26 protein-coding genes are annotated in these 23,970 nt (G+C 66.9%); 22 read left to right on the top strand and 4 right to left on the bottom strand.

Features of this window, described 5'->3' with window-relative positions; genetic code table 11:
• Positions 1-31 precede the first annotated feature (31 nt).
• The 6 genes from D3H54_RS19175 to D3H54_RS19150 all read left to right on the top strand — a co-directional run bounded on the left by D3H54_RS19175 (position 32) and on the right by D3H54_RS19150 (position 4,875).
• Complete coding sequence (locus tag D3H54_RS19175; RefSeq protein ID WP_083116790.1) at positions 32-448, top strand: nuclear transport factor 2 family protein; 417 nt, start codon at positions 32-34, stop codon at positions 446-448.
• Between the two features lie 183 nt (positions 449-631).
• Positions 632-1,108, top strand: coding sequence for a 30S ribosomal protein S16 (gene rpsP, locus D3H54_RS19170; RefSeq protein ID WP_149380398.1), 477 nt, complete (start codon positions 632-634; stop codon positions 1,106-1,108).
• A complete protein-coding gene (locus D3H54_RS19165; protein ID WP_005148848.1) occupies positions 1,105-1,347 on the top strand; it encodes an RNA-binding protein in 243 nt (80 codons plus the stop codon). The genes rpsP and D3H54_RS19165 overlap by 4 nt, the downstream gene beginning before the upstream one ends.
• 5 nt (positions 1,348-1,352) lie before the next feature.
• Entirely contained in the window at positions 1,353-1,883 is a 531-nt protein-coding gene (gene rimM / locus D3H54_RS19160; RefSeq protein WP_149380397.1) for a ribosome maturation factor RimM, read from the top strand.
• Between the two features lie 11 nt (positions 1,884-1,894).
• Positions 1,895-2,599 carry a tRNA (guanosine(37)-N1)-methyltransferase TrmD gene (gene trmD / locus D3H54_RS19155; protein ID WP_149380396.1) on the top strand — a complete coding sequence of 235 codons (705 nt, stop codon included), beginning with the start codon at positions 1,895-1,897 and terminating at the stop codon, positions 2,597-2,599.
• Between the two features lie 53 nt (positions 2,600-2,652).
• Positions 2,653-4,875 carry an MDR family MFS transporter gene (locus tag D3H54_RS19150; RefSeq protein ID WP_432246349.1) on the top strand — a complete coding sequence of 741 codons (2,223 nt, stop codon included), beginning with the start codon at positions 2,653-2,655 and terminating at the stop codon, positions 4,873-4,875.
• Positions 4,876-4,888: 13 nt separating this feature from the next.
• Here D3H54_RS19150 and D3H54_RS19145 read toward each other — a convergent pair whose 3' ends face one another.
• On the bottom strand, positions 4,889-5,821 hold the full coding sequence (locus D3H54_RS19145; protein ID WP_149380395.1) for a serine hydrolase: 933 nt from the start codon (positions 5,819-5,821) through the stop codon (positions 4,889-4,891).
• Between the two features lie 309 nt (positions 5,822-6,130).
• Here D3H54_RS19145 and rplS point away from each other — a divergent pair, with 309 nt between their 5' ends.
• The 6 genes from rplS to D3H54_RS19115 all read left to right on the top strand — a co-directional run bounded on the left by rplS (position 6,131) and on the right by D3H54_RS19115 (position 10,685).
• Entirely contained in the window at positions 6,131-6,472 is a 342-nt protein-coding gene (gene rplS, locus D3H54_RS19140; protein WP_036339053.1) for a 50S ribosomal protein L19, read from the top strand.
• A 54-nt stretch (positions 6,473-6,526) separates the two neighbouring features.
• Positions 6,527-7,360 (top strand): signal peptidase I, encoded by an 834-nt coding sequence (lepB, locus tag D3H54_RS19135; protein ID WP_149380394.1) that lies wholly within the window; start codon positions 6,527-6,529, stop codon positions 7,358-7,360.
• Positions 7,361-7,371: 11 nt separating this feature from the next.
• A complete protein-coding gene (locus D3H54_RS19130; RefSeq protein ID WP_168215090.1) occupies positions 7,372-8,076 on the top strand; it encodes a ribonuclease HII in 705 nt (234 codons plus the stop codon).
• Positions 8,077-8,123: 47 nt separating this feature from the next.
• On the top strand, positions 8,124-8,429 hold the full coding sequence (locus D3H54_RS19125; protein WP_005148868.1) for a DUF2469 domain-containing protein: 306 nt from the start codon (positions 8,124-8,126) through the stop codon (positions 8,427-8,429).
• 230 nt (positions 8,430-8,659) lie between these two features.
• Complete coding sequence (locus D3H54_RS19120) at positions 8,660-9,589, top strand: zinc metalloprotease (protein WP_149380393.1); 930 nt, start codon at positions 8,660-8,662, stop codon at positions 9,587-9,589.
• 109 nt (positions 9,590-9,698) lie between these two features.
• The gene (locus D3H54_RS19115) at positions 9,699-10,685 is read left to right on the top strand and encodes an IS481 family transposase (RefSeq protein WP_149378248.1); all 987 of its coding nucleotides are present in this window, start codon (positions 9,699-9,701) and stop codon (positions 10,683-10,685) included.
• Between the two features lie 6 nt (positions 10,686-10,691).
• Here D3H54_RS19115 and D3H54_RS19110 read toward each other — a convergent pair whose 3' ends face one another.
• Complete coding sequence (locus tag D3H54_RS19110) at positions 10,692-11,870, bottom strand: ROK family protein (protein WP_149380392.1); 1,179 nt, start codon at positions 11,868-11,870, stop codon at positions 10,692-10,694.
• A 178-nt stretch (positions 11,871-12,048) separates the two neighbouring features.
• Between D3H54_RS19110 and D3H54_RS19105 the strand changes: the two genes are divergently transcribed.
• The 7 genes from D3H54_RS19105 to D3H54_RS19075 all read left to right on the top strand — a co-directional run bounded on the left by D3H54_RS19105 (position 12,049) and on the right by D3H54_RS19075 (position 18,964).
• Entirely contained in the window at positions 12,049-13,269 is a 1,221-nt protein-coding gene (locus D3H54_RS19105; RefSeq protein WP_149380391.1) for an MFS transporter, read from the top strand.
• A 124-nt stretch (positions 13,270-13,393) separates the two neighbouring features.
• Positions 13,394-14,002, top strand: coding sequence for a hypothetical protein (locus D3H54_RS19100; protein WP_149380390.1), 609 nt, complete (start codon positions 13,394-13,396; stop codon positions 14,000-14,002).
• 110 nt (positions 14,003-14,112) lie between these two features.
• On the top strand, positions 14,113-14,853 hold the full coding sequence (locus tag D3H54_RS19095) for an HAD-IIA family hydrolase (protein WP_432246600.1): 741 nt from the start codon (positions 14,113-14,115) through the stop codon (positions 14,851-14,853).
• A gap of 179 nt (positions 14,854-15,032) precedes the next feature.
• A complete protein-coding gene (locus tag D3H54_RS19090) occupies positions 15,033-15,398 on the top strand; it encodes a YraN family protein (protein WP_149380389.1) in 366 nt (121 codons plus the stop codon).
• Entirely contained in the window at positions 15,398-16,909 is a 1,512-nt protein-coding gene (locus D3H54_RS19085) for a YifB family Mg chelatase-like AAA ATPase (protein WP_149380388.1), read from the top strand. Before D3H54_RS19090 ends, D3H54_RS19085 begins: the two co-directional genes overlap by 1 nt.
• Positions 16,876-18,039: a DNA-processing protein DprA gene (gene dprA, locus D3H54_RS19080; protein ID WP_432246599.1), complete on the top strand. Its 1,164-nt coding sequence runs from the start codon at positions 16,876-16,878 to the stop codon at positions 18,037-18,039. The genes D3H54_RS19085 and dprA overlap by 34 nt, the downstream gene beginning before the upstream one ends.
• A gap of 76 nt (positions 18,040-18,115) precedes the next feature.
• Positions 18,116-18,964, top strand: a complete 849-nt coding sequence (locus tag D3H54_RS19075) for a siderophore-interacting protein (protein ID WP_149380386.1) — start codon at positions 18,116-18,118, stop codon at positions 18,962-18,964.
• Here D3H54_RS19075 and D3H54_RS19070 read toward each other — a convergent pair.
• On the bottom strand, positions 18,961-21,936 hold the full coding sequence (locus D3H54_RS19070) for an MMPL/RND family transporter (protein WP_286198930.1): 2,976 nt from the start codon (positions 21,934-21,936) through the stop codon (positions 18,961-18,963). The genes D3H54_RS19075 and D3H54_RS19070 overlap by 4 nt on opposite strands.
• Positions 21,933-22,364, bottom strand: a complete 432-nt coding sequence (locus tag D3H54_RS19065; RefSeq protein WP_286198929.1) for an MmpS family transport accessory protein — start codon at positions 22,362-22,364, stop codon at positions 21,933-21,935. The genes D3H54_RS19070 and D3H54_RS19065 overlap by 4 nt, the downstream gene beginning before the upstream one ends.
• A 92-nt stretch (positions 22,365-22,456) precedes the next feature.
• Here D3H54_RS19065 and D3H54_RS19060 point away from each other — a divergent pair, with 92 nt between their 5' ends.
• From D3H54_RS19060 to D3H54_RS19055, 3 genes are all read left to right on the top strand, one after another.
• Positions 22,457-22,780 (top strand): metal-sensitive transcriptional regulator, encoded by a 324-nt coding sequence (locus D3H54_RS19060; protein WP_149380384.1) that lies wholly within the window; start codon positions 22,457-22,459, stop codon positions 22,778-22,780.
• A 28-nt stretch (positions 22,781-22,808) separates the two neighbouring features.
• Positions 22,809-22,973 (top strand): DUF8730 family Cys-rich protein, encoded by a 165-nt coding sequence (locus D3H54_RS32380; RefSeq protein ID WP_502707684.1) that lies wholly within the window; start codon positions 22,809-22,811, stop codon positions 22,971-22,973.
• A 79-nt stretch (positions 22,974-23,052) separates the two neighbouring features.
• Positions 23,053-23,970, top strand: coding sequence for a tyrosine recombinase XerC (locus D3H54_RS19055; RefSeq protein ID WP_149380383.1), 918 nt, complete (start codon positions 23,053-23,055; stop codon positions 23,968-23,970).

The following is a 23,970-nucleotide window of genomic DNA, read 5'->3' as shown; positions in this document are numbered from 1 at the left end:
GCGCCCACCGATCAGGTGTTGAATCACGCGCATGCTGAGCCTTGAAGAGATGTCGGATCGGATGGAGATCCAGCAGCTGCTGGTCGACTACTCGACGGCGATCGACAGCCGCCGCTTCGACGACCTGGACCGTGTTTTCACCCCGGACGCCCACATCGACTACACCGAGCTGGGTGGGATCGCGGGCACCTTTCCCGACGTCAAGGCCTGGCTGGCCGAGGTACTGCCGAATTTCCCGGCCTACTTCCACATGCTCGGAAACTTCGACATCCGCCTCGACGGCGACACCGCGACGTCGCGGACGATCCTGTTCAATCCGATGGCGCTCGGCGACGACGGCCAGATCATGTTCTGCGGGCTCTGGTACGACGACGCGTTCGTCCGTACCCCCGACGGCTGGCGGATGACGCGGCGCGTCGAGCAGAAGTGCATCCAGAAGATCGTCTGATCCGGCCGGCGGCAGGTCGCGCGATTAACACCTGACCAGGGCCGTCTGGCACAATCGGTGGCTGTCCGACCGCGGCTTCCGTTATGGATGGGCCGCCGGCTGGTCACGCACGCGAGGCAAAACCGGATCCGGCAATCCGCCGGCATCGCTGAATTGCAGCGTGATACCCACAGGAGTTAGTTCATGGCTGTCAAGATCAAGCTCACCCGGCTTGGCAAGATCCGCAACCCCCAGTACCGCATCGCTGTCGCCGACGCGCGCACCCGCCGCGACGGCCGCTCGATCGAGGTCATCGGCCGCTACCACCCGAAGGAAGAGCCGAGCCTGATCGAGATCGACTCCGAGCGCGCGCAGTACTGGCTGTCTGTTGGCGCCCAGCCCACCGAGCCGGTGCTCAACCTGCTGAAGATCACCGGTGACTGGCAGAAGTTCAAGGGCCTGCCCGGTGCCGAGGGCACGCTGAAGGTCAAGGAGCCCAAGCCCAGCAAGCTGGACCTGTTCAATGCCGCGCTGGCCGAGGCCGATGGCGCCCCCGGTGGCGAGGCCACCCAGGCCAAGAAGAAGAAGGCCCCGGCCAAGAAGGCTGAGGCCGCTGAGGCCGAGCCCGCCGCTGAGCCGGCCGCCGAGGCTGCCGAGTCCACTGAGGCCGCCGCAGAATGAGTTCGGTCGTCGTCGACGCCGTGGAGCATCTGGTCCGCGGGATCGTCGACAATCCTGACGATGTCCGCGTCGACATGGTCACCAACCGGCGGGGACGCACGGTTGAGGTCCATGTCCACCCCGAGGACCTCGGCAAGGTGATCGGCCGCGGCGGTCGCACCGCGACTGCGTTGCGCACCCTGGTCGCCGGTATCGGTGGCCGAGGGATCCGCGTCGACGTGGTGGACACCGACCAGTAGCGACCATGGAACTCGTCGCCGGGCGGGTGGCCAAGGCTCACGGCATCACCGGGGAACTGGTGGTCGACGTCCGCACGGATGACCCCGAAGAGCGGTTCGCGGTCGGAAACCGGTTGCGGCTGCGGCCATCTCGCGGTGACGGCGGCCAAGACGTCGTCGTCGAGTCGGCCCGGCCGCACGGCGGGCGTCTGTTGGTACGGCTGCGCGGGGTGTCCGACCGCAATGCCGCCGACGCATTGCGCGGCCACCTGTTCGTCGTCGACTCCGCGGAACTGCCTCCCATCGAGGACCCCGACGAGTTCTATGACCATCAGCTCGAAGGGCTGACGGTACGGACCGTGGACGGCCGCGTCGTCGGCTCGATCGCCGAAGTGCTGCACACCGCAGGCGCGGAACTGCTGGCGGTGCGCGGCGCCGACGGCGCCGAAGTGCTGGTGCCATTCGTCGGAGCGATCGTGGTGTCGGTGTCTCTGGCCGACGGGATCGTCGAAATCGATCCTCCCGAAGGGCTTTTGGATCTGGACGGCTTGGACTGAGATGCGCAGCGATGAAGGTTGACGTCATCTCGATCTTCCCCGAGTATCTCGACCCGGTACGACAGTCGTTGCCCGGCAAGGCCATCGAGTCCGGCATCGTGGACTTCGCCGTGCACGATCTGCGTCGCTGGACCCACGACGTCCACCACTCGGTGGACGACGCCCCGTACGGCGGCGGCCCCGGCATGGTGATGAAAGCCCCGGTCTGGGGTGAGGCGCTCGACGAGATCTGCACCGAGGACACCGTTCTCGTGATCCCGACGCCGGCCGGACGGCTGTTCACCCAGAACGACGCCCAAGCATGGACGGGGGAGCGGCATCTGGTGTTCGCCTGTGGCCGTTACGAAGGCATCGACCAGCGGGTCGCCGAGGACGCGCGGCGGCGGATGCGGGTCGAGGAGGTCTCGATTGGGGACTACGTGCTGGCCGGTGGCGAGGTCGCGGCGCTGGTGATGATCGAAGCGGTGGTCCGGTTGCTACCCAACGTGATGGGCAATCCGCGCTCGCACCAGGATGATTCGCACTCGCCGGAAAAAGACGGACTGCTCGAAGGCCCGAGCTACACGCGTCCGCCGACTTGGCGCGAGCTGCCCGTCCCGGACGTACTGCTGTCCGGCGACCACGCCAAAGTGGCGGCATGGCGCCACGAGCAGGCGCTGCAGCGGACGCGCGAGCGCCGGCCGGACCTGCTCGGTGGTTCGGGGATCGGTGACTGAGAGCACGGCGCGGCGCAGCTTAGCCACGGTCGCGGAAGGGTATTGAGGAAAGCGTGACTCGTCCATCCACCGGCGCTCCGCCAGCACCGGCGGCTGCGCAGGTGACGGGCCGGCAGCGCAACTTCGTCTTCCTCGCTGTGGTGCTCGGCATGCTGCTGGCCGCCCTCGACCAGACCATCGTCGCGACCGCACTGCCCACGGTCGTCGCCGATCTCGGCGGAGCCGGCCACCAGTCGTGGGTCGTCACCAGTTACCTGCTGGCGTCGACGATCGTGACGGCAGTCGTCGGCAAGCTCGGCGACACGTTCGGCCGCAAACCGGTATTCCAGGCGGCCGTGCTGTTCTTCCTGGCCGGGTCGGTGCTGTGCGGTCTGGCCGGATCGATGTCGATGCTGGTCGCCTCCCGCGCGCTGCAGGGCATCGGCGGCGGTGCGATCACCGTGACCGCGGTCGCGGTCATCGGCGAAGTGATCCCGCTGCGCGAACGCGGCCGCTACCAGGGCGCCCTGGGCGCGGTGTTCGGCGTCACCACCGTCGTGGGCCCGTTGTTGGGCGGGCTGTTCACCGACCACCTCGGGTGGCGGTGGGCGTTCTGGGTCAACGTGCCGGTCGCGGTGGTGGTCCTCGCGGTGGCGGCGGTGGCGATTCCGGCGCTGGGCCGTACCTCCCGACCGGTCATCGACTATCCCGGCATCGTGCTGGTCGGTCTCGGCGCGGCCGGCCTGACCCTGGCCACCAGCTGGGGTGGCACCACCTATCCGTGGGGATCGCCGACGATCATCGGTCTGTTCGTCGGCTCGGTGGCGATCCTGGTGGCGTTCGTGTTCGTCGAAAAGCGGGCGGCCGAGCCGATTCTGCCGATCCGGCTGTTCGCCGACCCGGTGTTCACCGTGTGTTGCGTGCTGTCGTTCGTCGTCGGATTCGCGATGCTCGGGGCGCTGACGTTCCTGCCGACCTACATGCAGTTCGTCGACGGGGTGTCGGCCACCGTGTCCGGCCTGCACACCCTGCCGATGGTCGCCGGTCTGCTGGCCACCTCGCTGACCTCTGGTGTGATCGTCGGCCGCACCGGGCGCTACAAGATCTTCCCGATTATGGGCACCGCGACCATGGCGGTCGGCTTCATCCTGCTGTCGCTGATGGATGCGCACACCTCGACGCTCGTGCAGTCGCTGGATCTGCTGGTCCTCGGCGCCGGGATCGGGCTGAGCATGCAGGTGCTGATCTTGACCGTGCAGAACACCGTCGACTTCACCGACCTGGGCGTGGCCACCTCGGGAGTCACCTTCTTCCGCACCATCGGAAGTTCGTTCGGCGCCGCGATCTTCGGCTCGCTGTTCAGTAACTTCCTGGCCGAGCGGCTGCCTGCGGCGTTGGCCACCAGCGGTGCCTCGGCCGAGGTCGCGCAGTCCCCGCAGGCGCTGCACAAGCTCTCGCCCGCAGCGGCCGCGCCGATCGTCGACGCCTACGCCGACTCGCTGAGCAAGGTGTTCCTGTTCGCGGCGCCGGTCGCGATCGTCGGGTTCGTACTCGCGCTGTTCCTCAAGCAGGTACCGCTGCGCGACGCGGCCGCCACCGGCAGCACCGACCTTGGCGAGGGCTTCGGCATGCCGACCACCGAACCGGCCGAGAAAGTGCTGGAGGTCGCGGTCAGCCGACTGCTGCGGGAAAGCCGCGGCCAGCACCTACCGGCGCTGGCTCGAGCCGGCGGCACCCGCCTCGATGTTCCGTTGATGTGGGCCGCGCTGCGGATTTACCGGCACGCGCAGGTGGCCGGCACAGCGGACCTCAGCGCCGTGGCCGCCCACCACCGGGTGCCGGTCGAGATCCTGGAGCCGACGTTCGACCGGCTGGTCGCGAACGGCTACGCCCAGCGCAGCGGCGATCAGCTGTGGCTGACCCCGGCCGGCGCCGCGGAAGTGAACCACGCCCGCAACATGCTGGCGAGTTGGATCACCGACACTCTCACCCGCTCGCCCGAATTCGACGGCCGGCCCGACCGTATGCAGGTGCAGGGCGCGATCGAGCGGATCGCTCGGAGGGTGCTCGAGCAGAACGACGACGAGAGCGATCAGGCCACCCGTCCGCTGGTGCTCGGTCCGCGACGCGCTGCCAGCCCGACCGCACCGACGACCCGGCTCGCCAGCCCGATGGCGAACTCAACAGCCGTGGCAGCGACCGTCGGCAATGAACCGACCCGGCCATTCCGGACCCGCGCCGAATTCCGTCAGCCCCCGCCGGGACCGCCGGCACCGCACGGGCCGCCGCGTCGCTAGGCGCGGTGCGGGATCAGATCCGCCCGCCGGGGAACATCGTCTTGACGGCTTGCGTCATGGTGTTGCGCGCAGTCGCATCGTCGACCGGCTGCAGTGAGGCCACGGCCAGCACGAAGCGCCGGTCCGGTCCGATCACCCCGGTGGACATGTGCAGCCAGTTGCCGCCGTTCCAGCAGCACATCCAACCTTGTTTGACCGCAACGGGTTCGGCGAACAGCCCGTCGGGGATGCCGAACCGCTGCGGGTAGCCGTCGACCCCGGCGGGGGTCGACGCCGAGAGGTCGCCGAGGATGACCGCAGCCTGTGAGGCAGGCAGTCCGCCCGCACCGTCGAGCAGCATGTCGTAGTACCGCACCAGGTCGGCGGTGGTGCTCATGGTGTTCCACCAGTTGCCGTCGTACGGCGCGCTGGTCGATGTCAGCCCGTATCGCGCGGTGACCCTGCTGATGATCGCGCTGCCGCCACCTTCGCCCCAGAACACTTCGGCGGCGCTGTCGTCGGAGGACCGCAGCATGGCGTCGAAGGACTGCTGCTCTGCCGGGGTTAGCTGGCGCTGGCCCTTGGCCACCTGCAGCAGCAGATCGTCGGCGATGAACAGTTTGCTCACCGACGCGACCGGGAACGGGGCGTCGTCACCGCCCTTGAGGGTCCGTCCGGTGGTGCGGTCGAGCAAGGTGAAACTGATGTCGGCGCCGTCCTGCGCGGCCTCCGACGCCGCTTCTCTGGCGCGCACATCCAGATTGGTGGAGGCGTCCGGCGGCGCGTCGGGCAGCGGGGCAAGGGCGGGGGCCTGCGCGATGGCGTTCGGGTCGGCGGACAGCAGGTTCACCGGGCGGGCCGCTGTGTCGCTCGGACCGGCGTTCACCTGAGCGGACGACGCGGCTACCAGCACGCCGATCACGGCCGCCGCGGTGCCGGTGACCAGCATCGACAGATGCCGTCGCATGTCCATCTCCTCGGGGGCCGGTAGAAGCTGAGATCCGGGGTGCCGCGTTGCCGCCCGACCTTAGTCCAGGTTAACGGTACCTTTTCTACACCGCGCGTCTAGTTCGTCGACAGATCAGCGGGCCCTCGGCGGGTCGCGCGATTTCACTGCTCGCGGTGCATCTGGCACAATTGAGCAGTTGCCGCGCGGGCTGGGACTTTTCCGCCTGCTGCGCCAAACATCACGTGCCCGAATCCATCGGCCCGGCGATCGCCAGCGCTTTCCGCGCAGGCAGGTGGCTGCGCCGCGAACCGCAAGGAAGTGTCACCGATGAACACGCTGGACTTCGTCGACCAGGCGTCGCTGCGCGACGACATCCCGACCTTCAGCCCCGGGGACACCATCAATGTCCACGTGAAGGTCATCGAGGGCAACAAGCAGCGCGTTCAGGTCTTCAAGGGTGTTGTGCTCCGTCGTTCGGGCGGTGGCATTCGCGAGACCTTCACCGTGCGCAAGGAAAGCTACGGCGTCGGTGTCGAGCGCACCTTCCCGGTGCATTCGCCCAACATCGATCACATCGAGGTGCTGACCCGCGGTGACGTGCGGCGCGCCAAGCTGTACTACCTGCGCGAGCTGCGGGGCAAGAAGGCCAAGATCAAGGAGAAGCGCTGAGCTTCGACGTGTTGGAGTCACTGACCGGTCAGCCGGTCTGACTACGCTGACGACGTGACCGACAACACGGGCTCGAACGACTCCACGCCGGACAACCTCACCGCGACGGACGGGGCGGACGACAGTCCCGCCGACGCGGCCCCGGAAACCGGGGAGAAGAAGAAGTCTGCGCTGCGCGAAGGCGCGATCCTCGTTGCCATCGCCATAGTCCTGTACTACGTGATGCTGACGTTCATCGCGCGTCCGTACCTGATTCCGTCGGAATCGATGGAGCCGACGCTGCACGGCTGCGCCGGCTGCGTCGGCGACCGGATCATGGTCGACAAGGTCACGTATCGGTTCGGTGACCCGCGGCCCGGTGACGTCATCGTCTTCAAGGGCCCGCCGAACTGGAACGTCGGATACAAATCCATCCGGTCCACCAACACCGCGGTCCGCTACATCGAGAACGCGCTGTCTGTGGTCGGTTTCGTGCCGCCCGACGAGAACGACTTGGTCAAGCGGGTCATCGCCACCGGCGGCCAGACGGTGCAATGCCGTGCCGACACCGGGCTGACTGTCGACGGCAAGCTGCTGAACGAGCCCTACCTGAACGCGCAGACGATGATGGCCGACCCGGCCGTCTATCCCTGCCTGGGGAATGAGTTCGGTCCAGTCAAGGTGCCCGAGGGCCGACTGTGGGTGATGGGCGACAACCGCACGCATTCGGCCGACTCGCGCGCCCACTGCACCAGCACGCCCGCCGACGCCCAGAAGGGCATCCTGTGCACGGGTGATCCCATGGCCGGCACCGTGCCGGTGAGCAACGTCATCGGCAAGGCCCGGTTCATCGCATGGCCGCCGTCGCGCTGGGGTGGTGTGTCCTCGGTCAACCCGCAGCAGGGCTGACCGTGCCGGAGATGACGTGGCCGCCGCGGACGGTGATCCGCAAATCGTCGGGACTGCGCACCCTCGAATCTGCTTTGTACCGAAGCGGTTTGGGGCCGGTCGCCGGAGTCGACGAAGTCGGCCGGGGCGCGTGCGCCGGCCCGCTCGTGGTGGCGGCCTGTGTACTGGGGCCGAACCGGATGGAGAGCCTTTCAGCCCTCGACGACTCCAAGAAGCTCACCGAGAAGGCGCGCGAGGAGCTGTTCCCGTTGATCCGCCGCTACGCGCTGGCCTATCACGTGGTGTTCATCCCGGCTCCCGAGGTCGACCGCCGCGGTGTGCACGTGGCCAACATCGAGGGGATGCGGCGCGCGGTGGCGGGGCTGTCGGTGCGGCCGGGGTATGTGCTGTCCGACGGGTTCCGGGTGCCGGGACTGCCGATGCCGTCGTTGCCGGTGATCGGCGGGGACGCCGCGGCGGCCTGTATCGCGGCGGCCAGCGTGCTGGCGAAGGTCAGCCGCGATCGGCTGATGGTGGCGATGGACGACGAACACCCGGGTTACGGTTTCGCGGACCACAAGGGGTACAGCACCCCGGCGCACAGCGCGGCGCTGACCAGCCTCGGTCCGTGCCGTCAGCACCGGTTTTCCTACATCAATGTCCGGCGGGTGGCACGTGCCGGTGGTACCGAGATGGTGATGGAGTGCCCACCGCTGCAGCGCGACGATCAGGTGTGAGTCAAGATGGATAGCACCACGACAAGACAAAGAGGACAGCTGAACCGATGAGTGCCGAAGATCTCGAAAAATACGAGACCGAGATGGAGCTCTCGCTGTACCGCGAATACAAGGACATCGTGGGGCAGTTCAGCTACGTCGTGGAGACCGAGCGCCGGTTCTACCTGGCCAACAGCGTGGAGCTGGTGCCGCGCAACACCGACGGTGAGGTCTACTTCGAGCTGCGCCTGTCCGATGCGTGGGTGTGGGACATGTACCGCCCGGCACGGTTCGTCAAACAGGTCCGGGTTATCACGTTCAAGGACGTCAACATCGAAGAGGTCGAGAAGCCCGAGCTGCGGCTGCCCGAATAGGTCAGCGGTCGGCACGCCATGTTTGCGCACGCTTTTCCTGCCTTCTTCGTCGACCAGAGATATTGACGCTGGCTTTCACGACATCCGGTACAGCGCAAGGTATTTGCCTGCGCATCGACTGTCACCGATGCGGCTGTTCTCGGAAATCACCTTCTGGCCGCGAATTGCTGACGTACGCTTTTCGGTAATTCGCATCGCGACAAGCGGCAGGTGCGGCCATCGGTGTCGTCGTGTCGGGATGTTCGTCGAATCAGCCCCAGACGGAGCCGGCGACGGCCGAGAGTTCCGCGGCCTCGAGTGTCGTCGCGGCAGGTCCGGACAAGCCCGCCCACCTCACGGAGGGCGACGGCACCGCCAACACCATCACCTTCGACTTCATCTACCCGGATGGGGATCAACATTGGACCGATGAAGCCAAAGCGTCATTGAACGACGCCGCCAACGCCATCGCCGCATACATCGTGGCTCCCACACCGGTCACCCTCACCTACAAGATCGCGGACGACAACGAGCCCAACCATCTGGCGCAGGCGAGCAGCGACCGGGTCGATGACGAGTCGGCCGGCTACTTCCGCACGGTGGTGCAGCAGAAGCTGATCACCGGTGAGGACGCCAACGGTGACAAGCCCGACGGCGATATCGACGTGAACTGGAACGCCAACTGGGCGTTGGGCGATGACGTCACCAAGGGGGACGACGACGGCGGCACCCAGAGCCCGGACGACTTCAAGGCGACGATCATGCACGAGTTGGTGCACACGCTGGGCTTCGACACCGGCATCTCGGGCCCGGGTTCGCCGCAGATGAAGAATCACCCGACTTTCGACAGTTTCGTCGTCACCGGCGACGGGGCAAAGGTGATCAACGACGACTACACGTTCAACGCCGCGTTCGACCCCAACCTCACCGGCGGTGACGGCGGTCTGTTCTTCGGCGGGCCGCACGCGATGGCGGCCTACGACGGTAAGCCGGTGCCTCTGCTGACCGACCCCACGTGGAATGTCAGCAATATCGCGCACCTGAACGGCCACGTCTTCACCGGTGAGAACAAGAAAATGATGAACCCCGGTGATGATGGCGACGGCGCGGAAGTGCGGACCCTGAGCCCGGTCGAACTCGGCATCCTCGAGGACCTGGGCTACACAGTGGCGCAGCGCTAGCTGTACTGACCACGGACGTTAAGTACGGCGTGGCGTAGTGACATGACGAAGACCTCCGAGTGAAGTGCGAGCTGCTTAAGGAACGCACCAACTCACTCCGGAGGTCTTCATGGTCCACCGTAATGCCCCCTTGTCCGAAACCGGTCGTCTGCGGCTGGCACGTTGCGTTGTCGAGGATGGCTGGACGCTGCGACGGGCGGCCGAGCGGTTCCAGGTTGCGGTCACTACCGCTGCGCGCTGGGCCCGCCGCTACCGCGAACTAGGCGAAGCCGGCATGGCCGACCGCAGCTCACGCCCACATCACAGCCCTAATCAAACCCCCACACGCACCGAGCGGCGCATCATTAAAGTCCGAGTACTTCGACGTTGGGGACCGGCTCGCATTGCTTATCTGCTGGGACTGAATGTCTCGACTGTCCACAACGTGTTGAGGCGCTACGGCCTAGCCAAGCTGCGGTGGCTGGACCGGCCCACCGGGCGAGTTATCCGGCGGATGGAGTCAGCCAGCCCCGGCGACCTGGTGCATGTCGATGTCAAGAAGGTAGGCAAGATCCCGGCTGGCGGCGGATGGCGCATGTTGGGCCGCAGCGCAGGAAATCATCACTCCCGCAAGGACAGAAGCATAGGAACTGGCAGCGACCGTTCCGGGCGGCGTGGTTATCACTTCTTGCACACCGCCATCGACGCTCACTCCCGGCTGGCCTACTCCGAACTGCTAATCGACGAACGCAAAGACACAGCTGCTGACTTCTGGCAAAGGGCTAACGAATGGTTCAACGCATGCGGCTTCACCGTACGGAAAGTGTTGACAGACAACGGCTCCTGTTACCGATCCCACTCATTCCGAGATGCACTCGGGCAGATCGAACATCGTCGAACCAAACCCTATCGACCCCAGACGAACGGCAAGGTGGAGCGATTCCACCGAACCCTTGCCGATGAATGGGCATATGCGCGGCTCTACACCAGCGACGCCGAACGGTGCGCGGAGTTCCCTCGCTGGCTGCATACCTACAATCACCATCGCGGCCACACCGCACTCGGCGGCCAACCACCCGCCACCCGCGTACCTAACCTCTCAGGTCAGTACAGCTAGCTCTCGTCAGCGCAGCGATGCGTCGATGGCGCTGGGGGACAAGATCTTTTCCAAGACCAGCATCGCGCTGCCGATGTTGCCTGCCCGGTCGCCGTACGTCGACGGGAGGACCTGAAGGTGCCGGGTAGCCAGTGCAGTTGCGTTGCCGTACAACGTTTCTCGTAGCCCGGCGACGAAGACGTCGTACGCGCCCGACATGTCGCCGCCGACGACGAGAACTTCGGGGTTGAGCAGGTTCACCGCGGCGGCGATCACCTCACCCACGTGGCGGCCACTTTCGCGCAGCAGCCGACGCGCCTCGCCGTCGCCGTGGTTGGCCAGTTCGACGACGTCGCGGATGTGGTGGACCGGCCTGCCCTGCTCCTGCAGCGTGCGCACCAATGCCCAGCCACCGGCGATCGCCTCCAAGCATCCGGTGTCGCCGCAGCGGCACGGCATGCCCGCGGCTGCGACGGTCTTGTTGTGACCGAACTCGCCGGCCGCGCCGACAGCGCCGCGCTGGAGTGCACCGCCGCACACGATTCCCGCGCCGAGCCCGGTGGACGCCTTGATGAGCAGCAGATCGTCGTGAATTCTCAGGGGCCCGCGGAGTTCCGAGAGGGCCTGCACGTTCGTGTCGTTGTCGAGCACGATCGGCGCCGCCGTCAGCTTCCGGAAGTACGGCTCCAACGGAACACCGTCCCAACCGCTCATCACCGGAGATGCCAGGCTGCAGCCGCGCTGCTGGTCGACCGTGCCGGGTAGCGACACCCCGACGCCGAGCACGTCGCCCGCGGACCTGCCACTCTCGTCGAGCAGTACCTCGAGGCGTTTGACCAAGTCGGGCATCAGATCATCGGGGCCGATGCGGATCTCGGAGTCCATATCGGCCAGGGCGTGAATGTCGCCGGCCAGGTTGCACACCGCGAGCCGGGTGCGGCTGCGGCCGACGGCCGCCGACAGGACCACCCCCGCTTCGGCGTTGAACCGCACCAGCGCCGGTGGGCGACCGCCGGTCGACGGTCCCTCCTCGCCTTCGGAAACCAGCCCGCGGCGGGCCAGGGCGGCGATACGGCTGCCGACAGCCGTCCTGGAGAGCCCGGTGAGCTCCCGGACTTCGGTTCGGGTGGTGGCGGTACCGGCACGTATCAGCGCAAAAACGTCCCCCGTCGTCGCGGGGGCAGCGGAACGCCTGGTTACCGGCATCTTTCCATTGAACCAAGATCAATCAGTGAGGCAAAGCAATAGATATACCCATCACTTTGACCACATTTAGACAAAAGTCGGTTGGTTGTGTGGTTTAAGTGGCGGTAGGGTCGGGGGACAGGGACCGAGCGCTGCACCGCGGCAGCATCCGCCACCGCACAGAAAGTCGATAGCACCCGTGACCCTCACGCTCCGACCCGCCGCACCGGCGGCGTCTCCCGCGCTCTGCCCGACCAGGACCGGGCTGGGCATTCTTGCCCTGGCACTCGGTGCCTTCGGCATCGGCACCAACGAATTCGTCGCGATGGGCCTGCTGCCCGAGATCGCCGGCGGCCTGCGGATCTCTGAACCGACCGCGGGCCACATCATCTCCGCCTACGCGCTCGGCGTCGTGGTCGGTGCCCCGGTCATCGCCGCGCTGACCGCGAAATTCAATCGCAAGGTCGTGTTGATGACCCTGATGGCGTTGTTCGCCGTCGGCAACGTGCTGACCGTGCTGGCGCCCAGCTATGGAGTCCTGATCGCCGCCCGCTTCCTCGCGGGCCTTCCACACGGCGCATTCTTCGGTGTCGCGGCACTGGTGGCTGCGCAATTGCTCGGGCCGGAGCGGCGGGCCAAGGCGGTCGCGCAGGTGATGACCGGCCTGACCGTGGCGACCGTGATCGGAGTGCCGCTGGCCTCCTGGCTCGGCCAGTTGCTCGGCTGGCGAAGTGCTTTCGCGCTCGTCGTCGGCATCGGACTGGTGACGTTGGCCGCGATCTGGATGTGGCTTCCCGACCTGGCCGCGACCAGCAGCACCAGCCCCCGGGCCGAACTCGGCGCGCTGCGACGCCCGCAGGTCTGGTTGGCGCTGGCGATCGGCATGGTGGGCTTCGGTGGCATGTTCGCCGTCTACACCTACATCGCAACCACGCTGACCGATGTCACTGGTGTCTCCCGCTCGTGGGTTCCCTTGGGGCTGATGGTTTTCGGGGCCGGCATGGTGGTCGGAAACCTGGCCGGGGGCCGGATGGCCGACCGCTCGGTGATCCGCGGACTGTATGTGTCGATGACGGCGCTTGCGGTGGTGCTCGCGGCTTTCGTGGCCGGCGCGCACAACCCGTTCACGGCGATGCTGCTGCTGTTCGGCATCGGTGCCAGCGGGGCGGCGATCGCGCCCGCGCTGCAAACCCGGCTGATGGATGTCGCCGCCGAGGCGCAGACGCTGGCCGCCGCGCTGAATCATTCGGCTTTGAACATCGCCAACGCGTCGGGGGCGTGGATCGGCGGGCTGGTGATCGCCGCGGGGTATGGCTACACCGCACCGGCTGCCGCGGGTGCGGCGCTGGCGGTCGTCGGCCTGGTGGTGTTGAGCGTCTCGGTGGCTCTGCAGCGTCGATCTGCGGCGGTGTCCTCGTGATCCGCGCGATGCTGGCATTCCTCCTGAGACGGCGGGCACCGATGTGCGTAGATCTGTATCTGCCTGCGCGGCAACGGGTGACGATCGTCGTAGGGCAGCGGGACACCCGCCGGGAGGCAAGCTGATGGCTGAGCACGTGATATTTCGCCACGACCCCGACCACCAGCCTCAGCTGGCGTTCCGTGGCGTGCCCAGCGGCTGCGCCGGCGAAGCCAACACGCTGGCCGAGGCCCGTGCGTCCTACCGGATGTGCCTGTGCGAGCGGCTACACGTGGACCGCCGCGAGCTGCCACCGGTCGTCGAGCACATCGAGGGACTGGTCGGCGGCATCTGGGTGCGGACCAGAGTCGGTGCAGTACATCGGGATACGTCGAATGATCGGATGCTGCTGCAGATCCTGCTGACGGAGCAGACCGGGCTGCGCGAGGAAGTGGCGCGGCTGGCCGCGCTGGGCGCCGAGCCCGTCGTCGTGCTGGCCGAACCCGACTATGCGCTCGAAACACTGCTGGACCAGATGTCGACGCGGGACGCCCTTGTGGTCGCTTATTCCGATGACAACGGCTCAGTGGGGTGGAGCGTGCTCTACGGCTCGGGATCCTCTGGTAGCCACGGTGTTCCGCCCGCGATGGATGACGAAGCCCTTCGGGCGACGCCGGTGGTGACGTTCACGCAGGCGTGCACCAGCGTCGGCCGGGTGGTGCAACGTCGGGCCGCTGCGGATATCGCGTCATGACCACCTTGCTCGAACGTGGGGTTGGCGACGCCTTATCGGGTAACACTGTTGTGCAGGACGTCCCCGAAGGGAGGACCGTGCGAACGACACCGGAATGCTGGCTTACCGATATGGACGGTGTGCTGGTGCGCGAGGAGCATGCGTTGCCCGGGGCCGCCGAGTTCTTGGCGTGCCTGATCGACAAGCGGCGGCGATTTTTGGTGCTGACCAACAATTCGATCTACACACCGCGTGACCTGGCGGCGCGGCTGGCGCGTTCGGGACTGGAGGTGCCCGAAGAGGCCATCTGGACCTCGGCCATGGCCACCGCGGCTTTCCTGAACGATCAACTGCCCGGCGGATCGGCATACGTCATCGGCGAGGCAGGACTGACCACAGCTCTGCACGAGGCGGGGTACACGCTGACCGATACCGATCCGGATTTCGTGGTGCTCGGCGAGACGCGCACCTACTCCTTCGAGGCGATCACCAAGGCAGTCCGGCTGATCGGGCAGGGTGCGCGCTTCATCGCCACCAACCCCGACGTGACCGGGCCGTCGGCTGAAGGGCCCATGCCGGCCACGGGGTCGGTGGCCGCGATGATCACCAAGGCCACCGGTCGCGAACCGTATTTCGTGGGCAAGCCCAACCCGATGATGTTCCGCAGCGCGCTGAACCGGATCGAGGCGCACTCGGAGAGCACGGTGATGGTCGGCGACCGGATGGACACCGACGTGGTGGCCGGGATCGAGGCGGGACTGGAAACGATCCTGGTGCTGACGGGCTCGACGACGGTTCAGGACATCGAGCGCTACCCGTTCCGGCCGGCGCGCGTATTGCCGTCGATCGCGGAGGCGATCGAGCTGATCTGAGCTGCCGAGTCTCGTGGTGCAGCACTAGTTCCGGTCGGCGACTACCCGCTGGACCTCAGCGAAGGTCAGCCTGTGGATGAGCGCGGATCTGGGGACAACTAGGCGGTTTCGGCGAGTATTCGGTCGGTGAGCGTCGGTGAGCGTCGGTGGCTGTCGGCCGCGTGCCCGACGCTGCATCCATGACGACGATGAGCCGCAACCAGCTCGGTGCGCTGGGGGAGCAGCTGGCGGTCGAGCATCTGGAGTCGCTGGGCTTGCGGATCGTGGTTCGCAATTGGCGCTGCCGCTACGGCGAACTAGACGTGATCGCGGCCGCCTCCGACGGCACGGTCGTGTTCGTGGAGGTGAAGACCCGCACCACGGACGGGTTCGGCGGCGTGGAGTACGCCGTCACACCGGCCAAGGTCCGGCGGATCCGCCGGCTGGTCGGGATCTGGCTGGCCGGCCAAGACCGGAGCTGGGCCGCCGTCCGCATCGACGTGATCGGTGTGCGCATCGGTCGGCAGCGCACACCAGAGATAACCCACCTGCGTGGAGTCGGCTGATGGCGTTGGGGCGGGCCTACTCTGTCGCGGTGCGGGGCCTCGACGGCGAGATCGTCGAGATCGAGGCCGACATCACCGCGGGGCTCCCCGGGGTGTACCTGGTGGGGCTGCCCGACGCTGCGCTCCGCGAGTCCCGGGACCGGGTACGGGCGGCAATCACCAACTGCGGCAACGAGTGGCCGATGTCGCGACTGACGTTGGCGCTGTCGCCGGCGACGTTGGCCAAGGCCGGCTCGCTGTACGACATCGCGATCGCCGCCGCGGTGCTCTCCGCAAGCCATAAGAAGCCGTGGGATCGGTTGGAGAAGTCGGTGCTGCTGGGCGAGCTGGCTCTCGACGGCCGGATCCGGTCGGTGCGCGGCGTGCTCCCGGCCGTCCTGGCGGCCAAACGACAAGGCTGGCCCACCGTGGTGGTGCCGGTTGCCAACCTCGCTGAAGCGAGCCTGGTCGACGGCATCGAAGTCCTTGGCGCCCAGACACTGCGGCAGCTGCAAGGCTGGTTGACGGGAAAGGCCGCCCTCGCCGATCGCGTGGACACACCGGCGCCGCACGCCGACTCGGTTGCCGACCTGGCTGACGTGGTGGGCCAGACGCACGCCCGGTTCGCTGTCGAGGTGGCCGCCGCAGGTGCGCATCACCTTATGCTCACCGGACCGCCGGGTGTGGGGAAAACCATGCTGGCCCAACGGCTTCCCGGGCTGCTACCGGAACTGACCGAACGTGAGGCGCTGGAGGTGACGGCGATCCATTCGGTGGTCGGAATGTTGTCCGAGACCACCCCGCTGATCACTCGCCCGCCGTTCATCGCGCCGCATCACTCGTCGAGTGTGGCCGCCCTGGTCGGTGGCGGCTCGGGCATGGCTCGTCCCGGTGCCGTCAGTCGCGCACATCGGGGTGTGCTCTTCCTCGACGAATGCGCCGAGATTCGAGTCAGCGTCCTCGAATCCCTGCGAACCCCGTTGGAAGACGGTGAGATTCGGCTTGCCCGCCGTGACGGGGTGGCGTGCTACCCCGCGCGGTTTCAGCTCGTGATGGCGGCCAACCCGTGCGCCTGCGCACAGACCGACCCGAAAGACTGCATCTGCACGTCAGTGGAGAAGCGTCGTTATCTCGGCAAGCTGTCCGGGCCACTGATGGATCGAGTGGACCTGCGGGTCGAAATGCACATGGTGCGTGCCGGTGCGTTCGCACCGGATGCGGCGGAACCCACTGCCGCTGTGCGAGATCGGGTTGCCCAGGCACGCGCGGCAGCTGCCGAACGGTGGCGCCGATACGGTTTCACCACCAACGCCGAAGTCACCGGGTCGGTGCTGCGCCGGAAGTTCCGGCTCGACGCCACCGCGATGGCGCCGCTGAAGACCGCACTCGAACGCGGGGTGCTCAGCATCCGGGGCGTCGACCGCTCACTGCGGGTCGCGTGGACCTTGGCGGATCTGGCCGGACGCACTGCACCGAACATCGATGACGTGGCGGTGGCATTGAGCTTCCGTCAGGGAGGAGCAAAGCCGTGACGGACGACGCCAGGACGCTGTCATGGGCGTACCTGTCCAGGGTCGCCGAACCACCCTGTGACGAGATCGCCGCGCTGGTCGGCGACGTCGGCCCGGTGGATGCCGCCCGCCGCGTCGCCGGGGGCGAGGTCAGTGATGCGTTACGGGAGCGAACCGCCGCCCGGCGCGACATCAATGCAGCTGAGGCAGACCTGGCTCTGCTCGAGCGGCGCGGCGGCCGCCTGATCACGCCCGACGACGACGAGTGGCCAACCCTGGCATTCGCAGGCTTCGGCGGATCCGCGGTGCGGGAAAGGCCGCACGGGCGACCACCGATCGCGATGTGGGCGATCGGCCCGGCCCGGCTCGACGAGGTCGCGGAGCGGGCCGCGGCCATCGTGGGGACGCGGGCGGCGTCTGCGTACGGCGAACACGTCGCCGCCGACCTGGCCGCGGGATTGGCCGAGCAGGACGTCACCGTGGTCTCGGGCGGCGCATACGGCATCGACGGCGTGGCGCACCGAGCCGTGCTCGCAGCCGAGGGGCAGACGGTGGCGGTGCTGGCCGGCGGCATCGACGTGCTCTACCCGGCCGGCCATTCGTCGCTGCTGCACCGGATCGGTAATTCCGGCCTGCTGCTCACGGAATACCCGCCGGGCGTGCGCCCCGCGCGGCACCGCTTCCTCACCCGCAATCGGCTGGTGGCGGCGCTGGGTACGGCCACCGTGGTGGTGGAGGCCGGTGTTCGCAGCGGGGCGGCGAACACCGCCGCGTGGGCACGGGCGCTCGGCCGGGTGGTGTGTGCCGTGCCCGGGCCGGTGACCTCGGCGGCGTCGATCGGCTGCCACACCTTGCTGCGCAACGGTGCCGAGCTGGTGACGCGAGCCGAAGAGGTCGTCGAATTGGTAGGTCGGGCGGGCGAATTCGCCGACGAGCAGCCGCGTCCGGTTGGCCCACTCGATGGCCTGAGCGCCCCTGAGAAGCAGGTGTACGAGGCGCTGCCGGCCCGCGGACTGCTCAGCGCCGATGACATCGCGGTGGCATCCGGCCTGGCGCCTACCGCGGTGCTCGGTCCGCTGGCGATGTTGGAGATCGCCGGGTTGGCCCGCCGCGAGGACGGCTGCTGGCGGCTGACGCGCAGGCCGGCCTGAGAATGTAGACGGCCGCAACACACGCTCGAAACGTATAGTCGAGCCGGTTGGCTATCGATTTTCGTCGGGAGGCGATGTGGCGGGTCGACCACTACACACATTTCAGGTCATCGGCACCGAGCAGCTCGCGCCGCACATGGTGCGCGTCGTCCTCGGCGGCACCGGGTTCGACACGTTCACACCCGGTGAGTTCACCGACTCCTACGTCAAGTTCGTCTTCGTGCGCGACGACATCGACGTCGCGTCGCTGCCGCGCCCGCTGACGCTGGACAGCTTCCACGAGTTGCCGGCCGAGCATCAGCCCATCGTGCGCACCTATACGGTGCGCCGGGTCGACCCGCAGGCCCGCCAGATCACCGTCGACTTCGTGGTCCACGGCGAGCACGGTGTGGCCGGACCCTGGGCGGCGGCCGCCAAACCCGGTGACACCATCTACCTGATGGGGCCCGGCGGGGCATACGCACCCGACCCGGCCGCCGACTGGCATCTGTTCGCCGGCGACGAGGCAGGACTTCCCGCCATCAGCGCAGCCCTGGAAGCGTTGCCGCCCAACGCTGTTGGCAAGGCATTCATCGAAGTTGCCGGGCCCGAGGATGAAGTCGAGCTCGACGCGCCGGAATCCGTGGCCATCAACTGGATCTACCGCGGCGGGCGCGCCGACCTCGTCGGCGACGACCGGGCCGGTGACAACGCACCGCTGATCGAGGCCGTCACCACCACTTTGTGGCTACCGGGCCAGGTCCAGGTCTTCATCCACGGTGAAGCCCAAGCCGTCATGCACAATCTGCGCCCCTACATCCGCAAGGAGCGCGGCGTCGACGCCAAGTGGACCTCCATCTCCGGCTATTGGCGGCGCGGCCGCACCGAAGAGACGTTCAAACAGTGGAAGCGTGAACTCGCCGAGGCCGAAGCCGGGGAGGGCTAAGCCGGGGCGAGCACCTCGGTGTCATCCCCGGGTGCGGACTTGGCAGCTTGCTCGGGAGGGACCGCGCGCATCCGTTCGCTGTAGGCCGGCCGTTGACGCACCCGCAGGGGCCACCAGAACCACGGCCCGAGGATCGCGGCGATCGATGGTGTCATCAAGGACCGGACGATCAATGTGTCGAGTAACAGACCGATCCCGATCGTCATCCCGCCCTGACCGACGTTCAGCAAGTCACCGGAGATCATCGAACCCATCGTGAAGGCGAACACCAGTCCTGCTGCCGTCACCACGGTGCCGGTGCTGCCCATGGACCGGATGATGCCGGTGTTGATTCCCGCGCCGATCTCCTCCTTGAACCGCGACACCAACAGCAGGTTGTAGTCGCTGCCGACGGCCATCAGGATGATCACCGCGAATGCCAGCACGATCCAGTTCAATTCGATGCCCACGATCCGTTCGAAGATGAACACCGACAGGCCGAACGCGGCACCCAGCGAGATCACGACCGTCCCGACGATCACCATCGACGCCACCAGTGCGCGCGTGATGATCAGCATCACGATGAAGATCAGTGTCAGAGCGGCGAACGCGGCGATCATCGTGTCGTATTTGGCACCGGCCTGCACGTCGCGGTAGGTGGCGGCGGTGCCGGTCAGGTAGACGTCCGCGTTGGCCAGCGCGGTGCCCTTGATCGCCTCGTGTGCTGCGGTCAGCTGATCGTCGACCACCGAGATGCCGGCTTCCGATGCGGGATTCACATCGTGGGTGACGATCAGCCGGGCCGCTTTGCCGTCCGGTGAGAGGAACAGTTTGAGCCCCTTCTGGAAGTCGGGGTTGGCGAACACCTCCGGCGGCAGGTAGAAGTAGTCGTCACTCTTGGATGCGTCGAACGCCTCACCCATCGCGGTGGCCGTGTCGGTCATCTGCTGCATCTGCTGGATGAGCCCGTCGAAACTGCTGTGGATGGTCTGCAGGGTGTGCTGCATCGTCGTGGCGGTCGCGATGATCGGGCCGAACTGCTGCACCATCTGCGGCGCCAGCGCGTCGATGCTGTCCATGCCGTTGACCATCTTGTCCATCCCGTCGACCATCGCGGTCATGTCGGTCTGCAGCGAGGCCATGTTATCGCTGAACGTGTTGACGCCGTCCATGGCGTCGAACGCCGAGCGCACCGCAATGCAGGCCGGGATGTTGAAACAGTTTGGCTCCCAGTAGAAGTAATTACGGAACGGCCGCACCTCGTCGTCGAAATTGGCGATGTTATCCCGCATCTGGTCCAGCGTTGCCTTCATGGTGTCCATGTCGGCGACGCTGCGGTGCGCTGACTCCACCATGCCGTGGCCTGCGCCGACGGTGGTGTGCATGGCATCGGAGAACTTCACCATCAACGCCTGCAGCTGTGTCATCGAGCCGATCATCGCGCCCATGTCGTCACTCATCTTGCTGATATCACCGACGCGCTGCTTCAAGAACTGCAGGTTCTGGGTGATCGGTACCGAGGACATGCTGATCTGGTACGGGATGGAGCTGTGGGCGATGGGGGAGCCCAGCGGCCGGGTGATGCTCTGCACCATCGCGATGCCCTTGATCCTGAACAGCGCCTTGGCAATCCGGTCGAGCACGATCATGTCGGTGGGGTTGCGCATGTCGTGGTCCGACTCGATGGTCATGATGTCGGGGTTGAGTCGCGCTGTGCTGAAGTGCTTTTCGGCCGCCGTGTACCCGACGTTGGCCGGCACGTCTGACGGAATGTAACGGCGGTCGTCGTAGCTCGTCTTGTAGCCGATCATGGCCAGCAGGCCGAGCAGCACGACGCTGGTTGCCGCGGCCAGAATGGGTTTGGGCCAGCGGACTGTTGCGGTGCCGACCTTGCGCCACCCCCTGGTCTTCATCATCCGCTTGGGATCGAGCAGGCCGAATCGGCTGGCGACGACCAGGATGGCCGGGGCGACGGTCAATGCGGCGGCGACGACGATGACCAGGGCCAGGGCTGACGGGTAGGCCAGCGAATTGAAGTAGGACAGCCGGGTCAGCCGCAACGTCAGCATGGCGCCCGCGATGGTCAGCCCGGAGCCGAGGATGACATGGCCGACGCCGTGGAATGCGCTGTAATAGGCCGATTCCGGATCCTCGCCGTTCTGTCGGGCTTCGTGGTATCGACCGATCAGGAAGATCGCGTAATCGGTGCCCGCGGCGATCGACAATGCCGTCATCAGCGGAACCGAAAACGTCGAGAAGTCCATGATTCCGAGGTGGCCGATCACCGCGACCGCCCCGCGGGCGGCACCCATCTCGATGCCGACGATCGCCAGTATGAGCAGCACCGTGCTCACCGATCGGTAGACCAGCGCCAGCATGATCGTGATGACGATCATCGTCACCACGGTCATCTTGATCATGCCGCGGTCACTGGCCTCGAGTGAATCCGTGGTCAACGGCGCAGGCCCGGTGACGTAGGCGTGTAGCCCTGCCGGAGGCGGGGTTTCGTCGATGATCGTGCGCACAGCATCCACCGAGTGGTTGCCCTCGGTGCTGCCCTGGTCACCGGCCAGGTTCAGCTGGACGTAGGCGGCCTTGCCGTCACTGCTCTGGACGCCCGCGGCGGTGATCATGTCGCCCCAGAAGTCCTGAACGTGCTGTACGTGCTTCTTATCGGCGTTGAACTTCTCGACGAGCGTCTCGTAGTAGCGGTGCGCCGCGTCGCCCAGGGGTTGATCGCCGACGAGCACCACCATGGCGATGCTGTCGGAACTGGACTCCTGAAATTTCGCCCCCATCCGCTTGGCGGCGATCACCGCCGGCGCGTCCTGCGGCGACATCGACACGGCGTTGGCCATGCCGACCTTCTCCACCTGGGGGACAAGCAGATTCACCGCCGCGGTGAATGCCACCCAGACCAGGATGATCGGAACCGCGAGCGCCCGGATGGTGCGGGGGATCCGGGTCCGAGTTTCCTTGGTGTGCGCGCTCACGCGGCTTTGTCCAGACAGAAGGCTTGCGCGTCGCGGCCGTCGGCGAAGTTCTCGGCGACGAGTCTGTCGTCGACCAGGATGCGGCAGCCCAGTCTGTCGGTGTCGCCTTGGGCGACCACAGTGGCCAATACGCCGGGGTCGGTGGTGCTCACCGTCACCGACCAGGGCAACTCGGTGAAGGCCGCCTCTATCGTTCTGCCATTGACGTCGAGGTAGCTGATTCGCCCGGATGCCTCTGCGGGACCGACGATCTCATAGGTCACCCGCTTGGTGTTGATGGGCGTGATGGCGTCTGCCGGCATCGCGGCGGCGAGGTAGGGCTTGTCGGAGTCGAAGAACGTTCGAAGCCGGCCGACCACACCGACCGCGGCGAGCAGGGCGATGACGACGATCGCTGCCACCCAGAACCGTTTCAGCAAGCCAAGCATTGGCGGCATCTCCTACTCGTGTGACGCGACTCAAGCCGCAGCCGGTGGACGACGACGATCTAGTAATACCATAGGGGGTATGGTATATAGAAATGGTGGGAACCGTGAAAGACGACGTCGTCGGCGTCGAGAAAGATCAGCAGCCGCAATGTGATGCGGCTGTCGCTGCAACCCTGACTCGGCTGCGCCGCGTGCACGGTCAACTCGGCGGCGTGATCGGGATGATCGAAGAGGGTCGCGGGTGCAAGGACGTCGTCACTCAGCTCGCCGCGGTGTCAAAGGCCTTGGACCGTGCGGGTTTCACGATCATCGCGACCGGTCTGCGTGAATGTACCGACCCGTCCGGCGGCGGGGGCTCCGCCACGGGAAAGCTGACGATCGACGAGTTGGAGAGATTGTTCTTGAGCCTGGCCTGACGCCGGCTCTTCCGGAAAGGAGATCACGATGTGCCGAGCTGTGAATTGTCGGGTGTGCGGGAAGACGACGTGGTCGGGCTGTGGCATGCACGTCGACGCCGTACGTCGCGGCGTGCCTGCCGGGCAGTGGTGCTCGGGTCACGCGCAGAGCGAGGCGCCGCCGTCGCGCTGGAACCCCTTCAAGCGGTCCTGACGCAACGGAATAGTCACGACGGCGGGACACGCCGCGCGTCCGTGCGCGCCCCGCTGTGCGGGGATGCGAATGTAGGGGAGTGGACCCGAGTGATTACGCGGCGATCCTTGACGACTACGCCGAGTACCTCGCGCTGGAGCGTTCCCGCTCCGAGCACACCCAGCGGGCCTACCTCACCGACCTGAAATCGCTGTTCGCCTTCCTCGACGAGCGCGCCCCCGGCGCCGGGCTGGGCGGTCTGACCCTGCCGATCCTGCGCTCCTGGCTGGCCGCGCAATCCGCCGCCGGAGCGGCCCGCACGACCCTCGCCCGGCGCACCTCGGCAGTCAAGACGTTCACCGCCTGGGCCGCCCGCCGCGGCCTGCTCGCCGACGACCCCGCGGTTCGGCTCCAGCTGCCCAAGGCCCGTCGCACCCTGCCCGCGGTACTGCGCCAGGATCAGGCACTGGCCGCCATGGCCGCCGCCGACCTCGGCGCCGAGCAGGGCGATCCGCTGGCGCTGCGGGACCGGCTCATCGTCGAGTTGCTCTACGCCACCGGCATCCGCGTCAGCGAGCTGTGCGGCCTGGACATCGACGATGTCGACACCGGCCGGCGGGTGCTGCGCGTTCTGGGCAAGGGCAACAAACAACGCACGGTCCCGTTCGGGGCGCCGGCGCTGGCCGCGCTCACCGCCTGGCTGACCGACGGCCGACCCGAACTGGCCACCCCCGACTCCGGTCCCGCGCTGCTACTCGGGACGCGCGGCAAGCGACTCGACCCCCGTCAGGCCCGCACGGTCGTGCACCAAACAATGTCGGCGGTCGACGGGGCGCCCGACATCGGACCGCATGGCCTGCGGCACAGCGCGGCCACCCATCTACTCGAAGGCGGCGCCGATTTGCGCATCGTCCAGGAGATCTTGGGGCACTCGACGCTGGCCACCACGCAGCTCTACACCCATGTGACGGTCGCGCGCCTGCGCGCCGTGCACGATCAGGCGCACCCGCGCGCCTGA

This window comes from Mycobacterium sp. ELW1, assembly GCF_008329905.1.
GTDB lineage: Bacteria > Actinomycetota > Actinomycetes > Mycobacteriales > Mycobacteriaceae > Mycobacterium.
The sequence above is the reverse complement of the archived record's forward strand: the minus strand, read 5'-3'. Positions and strand labels throughout refer to the sequence as shown.

Bases quoted from the DNA above. Each gene is read 5' to 3' on its own strand.
- D3H54_RS19175 (WP_083116790.1), top strand. From the start codon at position 32: ATGCTGAGCCTTGAAGAGATGTCGGATCGGATGGAGATCCAGCAGCTG.
- D3H54_RS19085 (WP_149380388.1), top strand. From the start codon at position 15,398: ATGGCGTTGGGGCGGGCCTACTCTGTCGCGGTGCGGGGCCTCGACGGC.
- D3H54_RS19110 (WP_149380392.1), bottom strand. From the start codon at position 11,870: ATGCCGGTAACCAGGCGTTCCGCTGCCCCCGCGACGACGGGGGACGTT.
- D3H54_RS19115 (WP_149378248.1), top strand. From the start codon at position 9,699: ATGGTCCACCGTAATGCCCCCTTGTCCGAAACCGGTCGTCTGCGGCTG.
- D3H54_RS19095 (WP_432246600.1), top strand. From the start codon at position 14,113: ATGGACGGTGTGCTGGTGCGCGAGGAGCATGCGTTGCCCGGGGCCGCC.
- D3H54_RS19100 (WP_149380390.1), top strand. From the start codon at position 13,394: ATGGCTGAGCACGTGATATTTCGCCACGACCCCGACCACCAGCCTCAG.
- D3H54_RS19060 (WP_149380384.1), top strand. From the start codon at position 22,457: ATGGTGGGAACCGTGAAAGACGACGTCGTCGGCGTCGAGAAAGATCAG.
- rimM (WP_149380397.1), top strand. From the start codon at position 1,353: ATGGAACTCGTCGCCGGGCGGGTGGCCAAGGCTCACGGCATCACCGGG.
- trmD (WP_149380396.1), top strand. From the start codon at position 1,895: ATGAAGGTTGACGTCATCTCGATCTTCCCCGAGTATCTCGACCCGGTA.
- D3H54_RS19130 (WP_168215090.1), top strand. From the start codon at position 7,372: ATGACGTGGCCGCCGCGGACGGTGATCCGCAAATCGTCGGGACTGCGC.
- rplS (WP_036339053.1), top strand. From the start codon at position 6,131: ATGAACACGCTGGACTTCGTCGACCAGGCGTCGCTGCGCGACGACATC.
- rpsP (WP_149380398.1), top strand. From the start codon at position 632: ATGGCTGTCAAGATCAAGCTCACCCGGCTTGGCAAGATCCGCAACCCC.
- D3H54_RS19165 (WP_005148848.1), top strand. From the start codon at position 1,105: ATGAGTTCGGTCGTCGTCGACGCCGTGGAGCATCTGGTCCGCGGGATC.
- D3H54_RS19125 (WP_005148868.1), top strand. From the start codon at position 8,124: ATGAGTGCCGAAGATCTCGAAAAATACGAGACCGAGATGGAGCTCTCG.
- D3H54_RS19065 (WP_286198929.1), bottom strand. From the start codon at position 22,364: ATGCTTGGCTTGCTGAAACGGTTCTGGGTGGCAGCGATCGTCGTCATC.
- D3H54_RS19090 (WP_149380389.1), top strand. From the start codon at position 15,033: ATGACGACGATGAGCCGCAACCAGCTCGGTGCGCTGGGGGAGCAGCTG.
- D3H54_RS19145 (WP_149380395.1), bottom strand. From the start codon at position 5,821: ATGCGACGGCATCTGTCGATGCTGGTCACCGGCACCGCGGCGGCCGTG.
- D3H54_RS32380 (WP_502707684.1), top strand. From the start codon at position 22,809: ATGTGCCGAGCTGTGAATTGTCGGGTGTGCGGGAAGACGACGTGGTCG.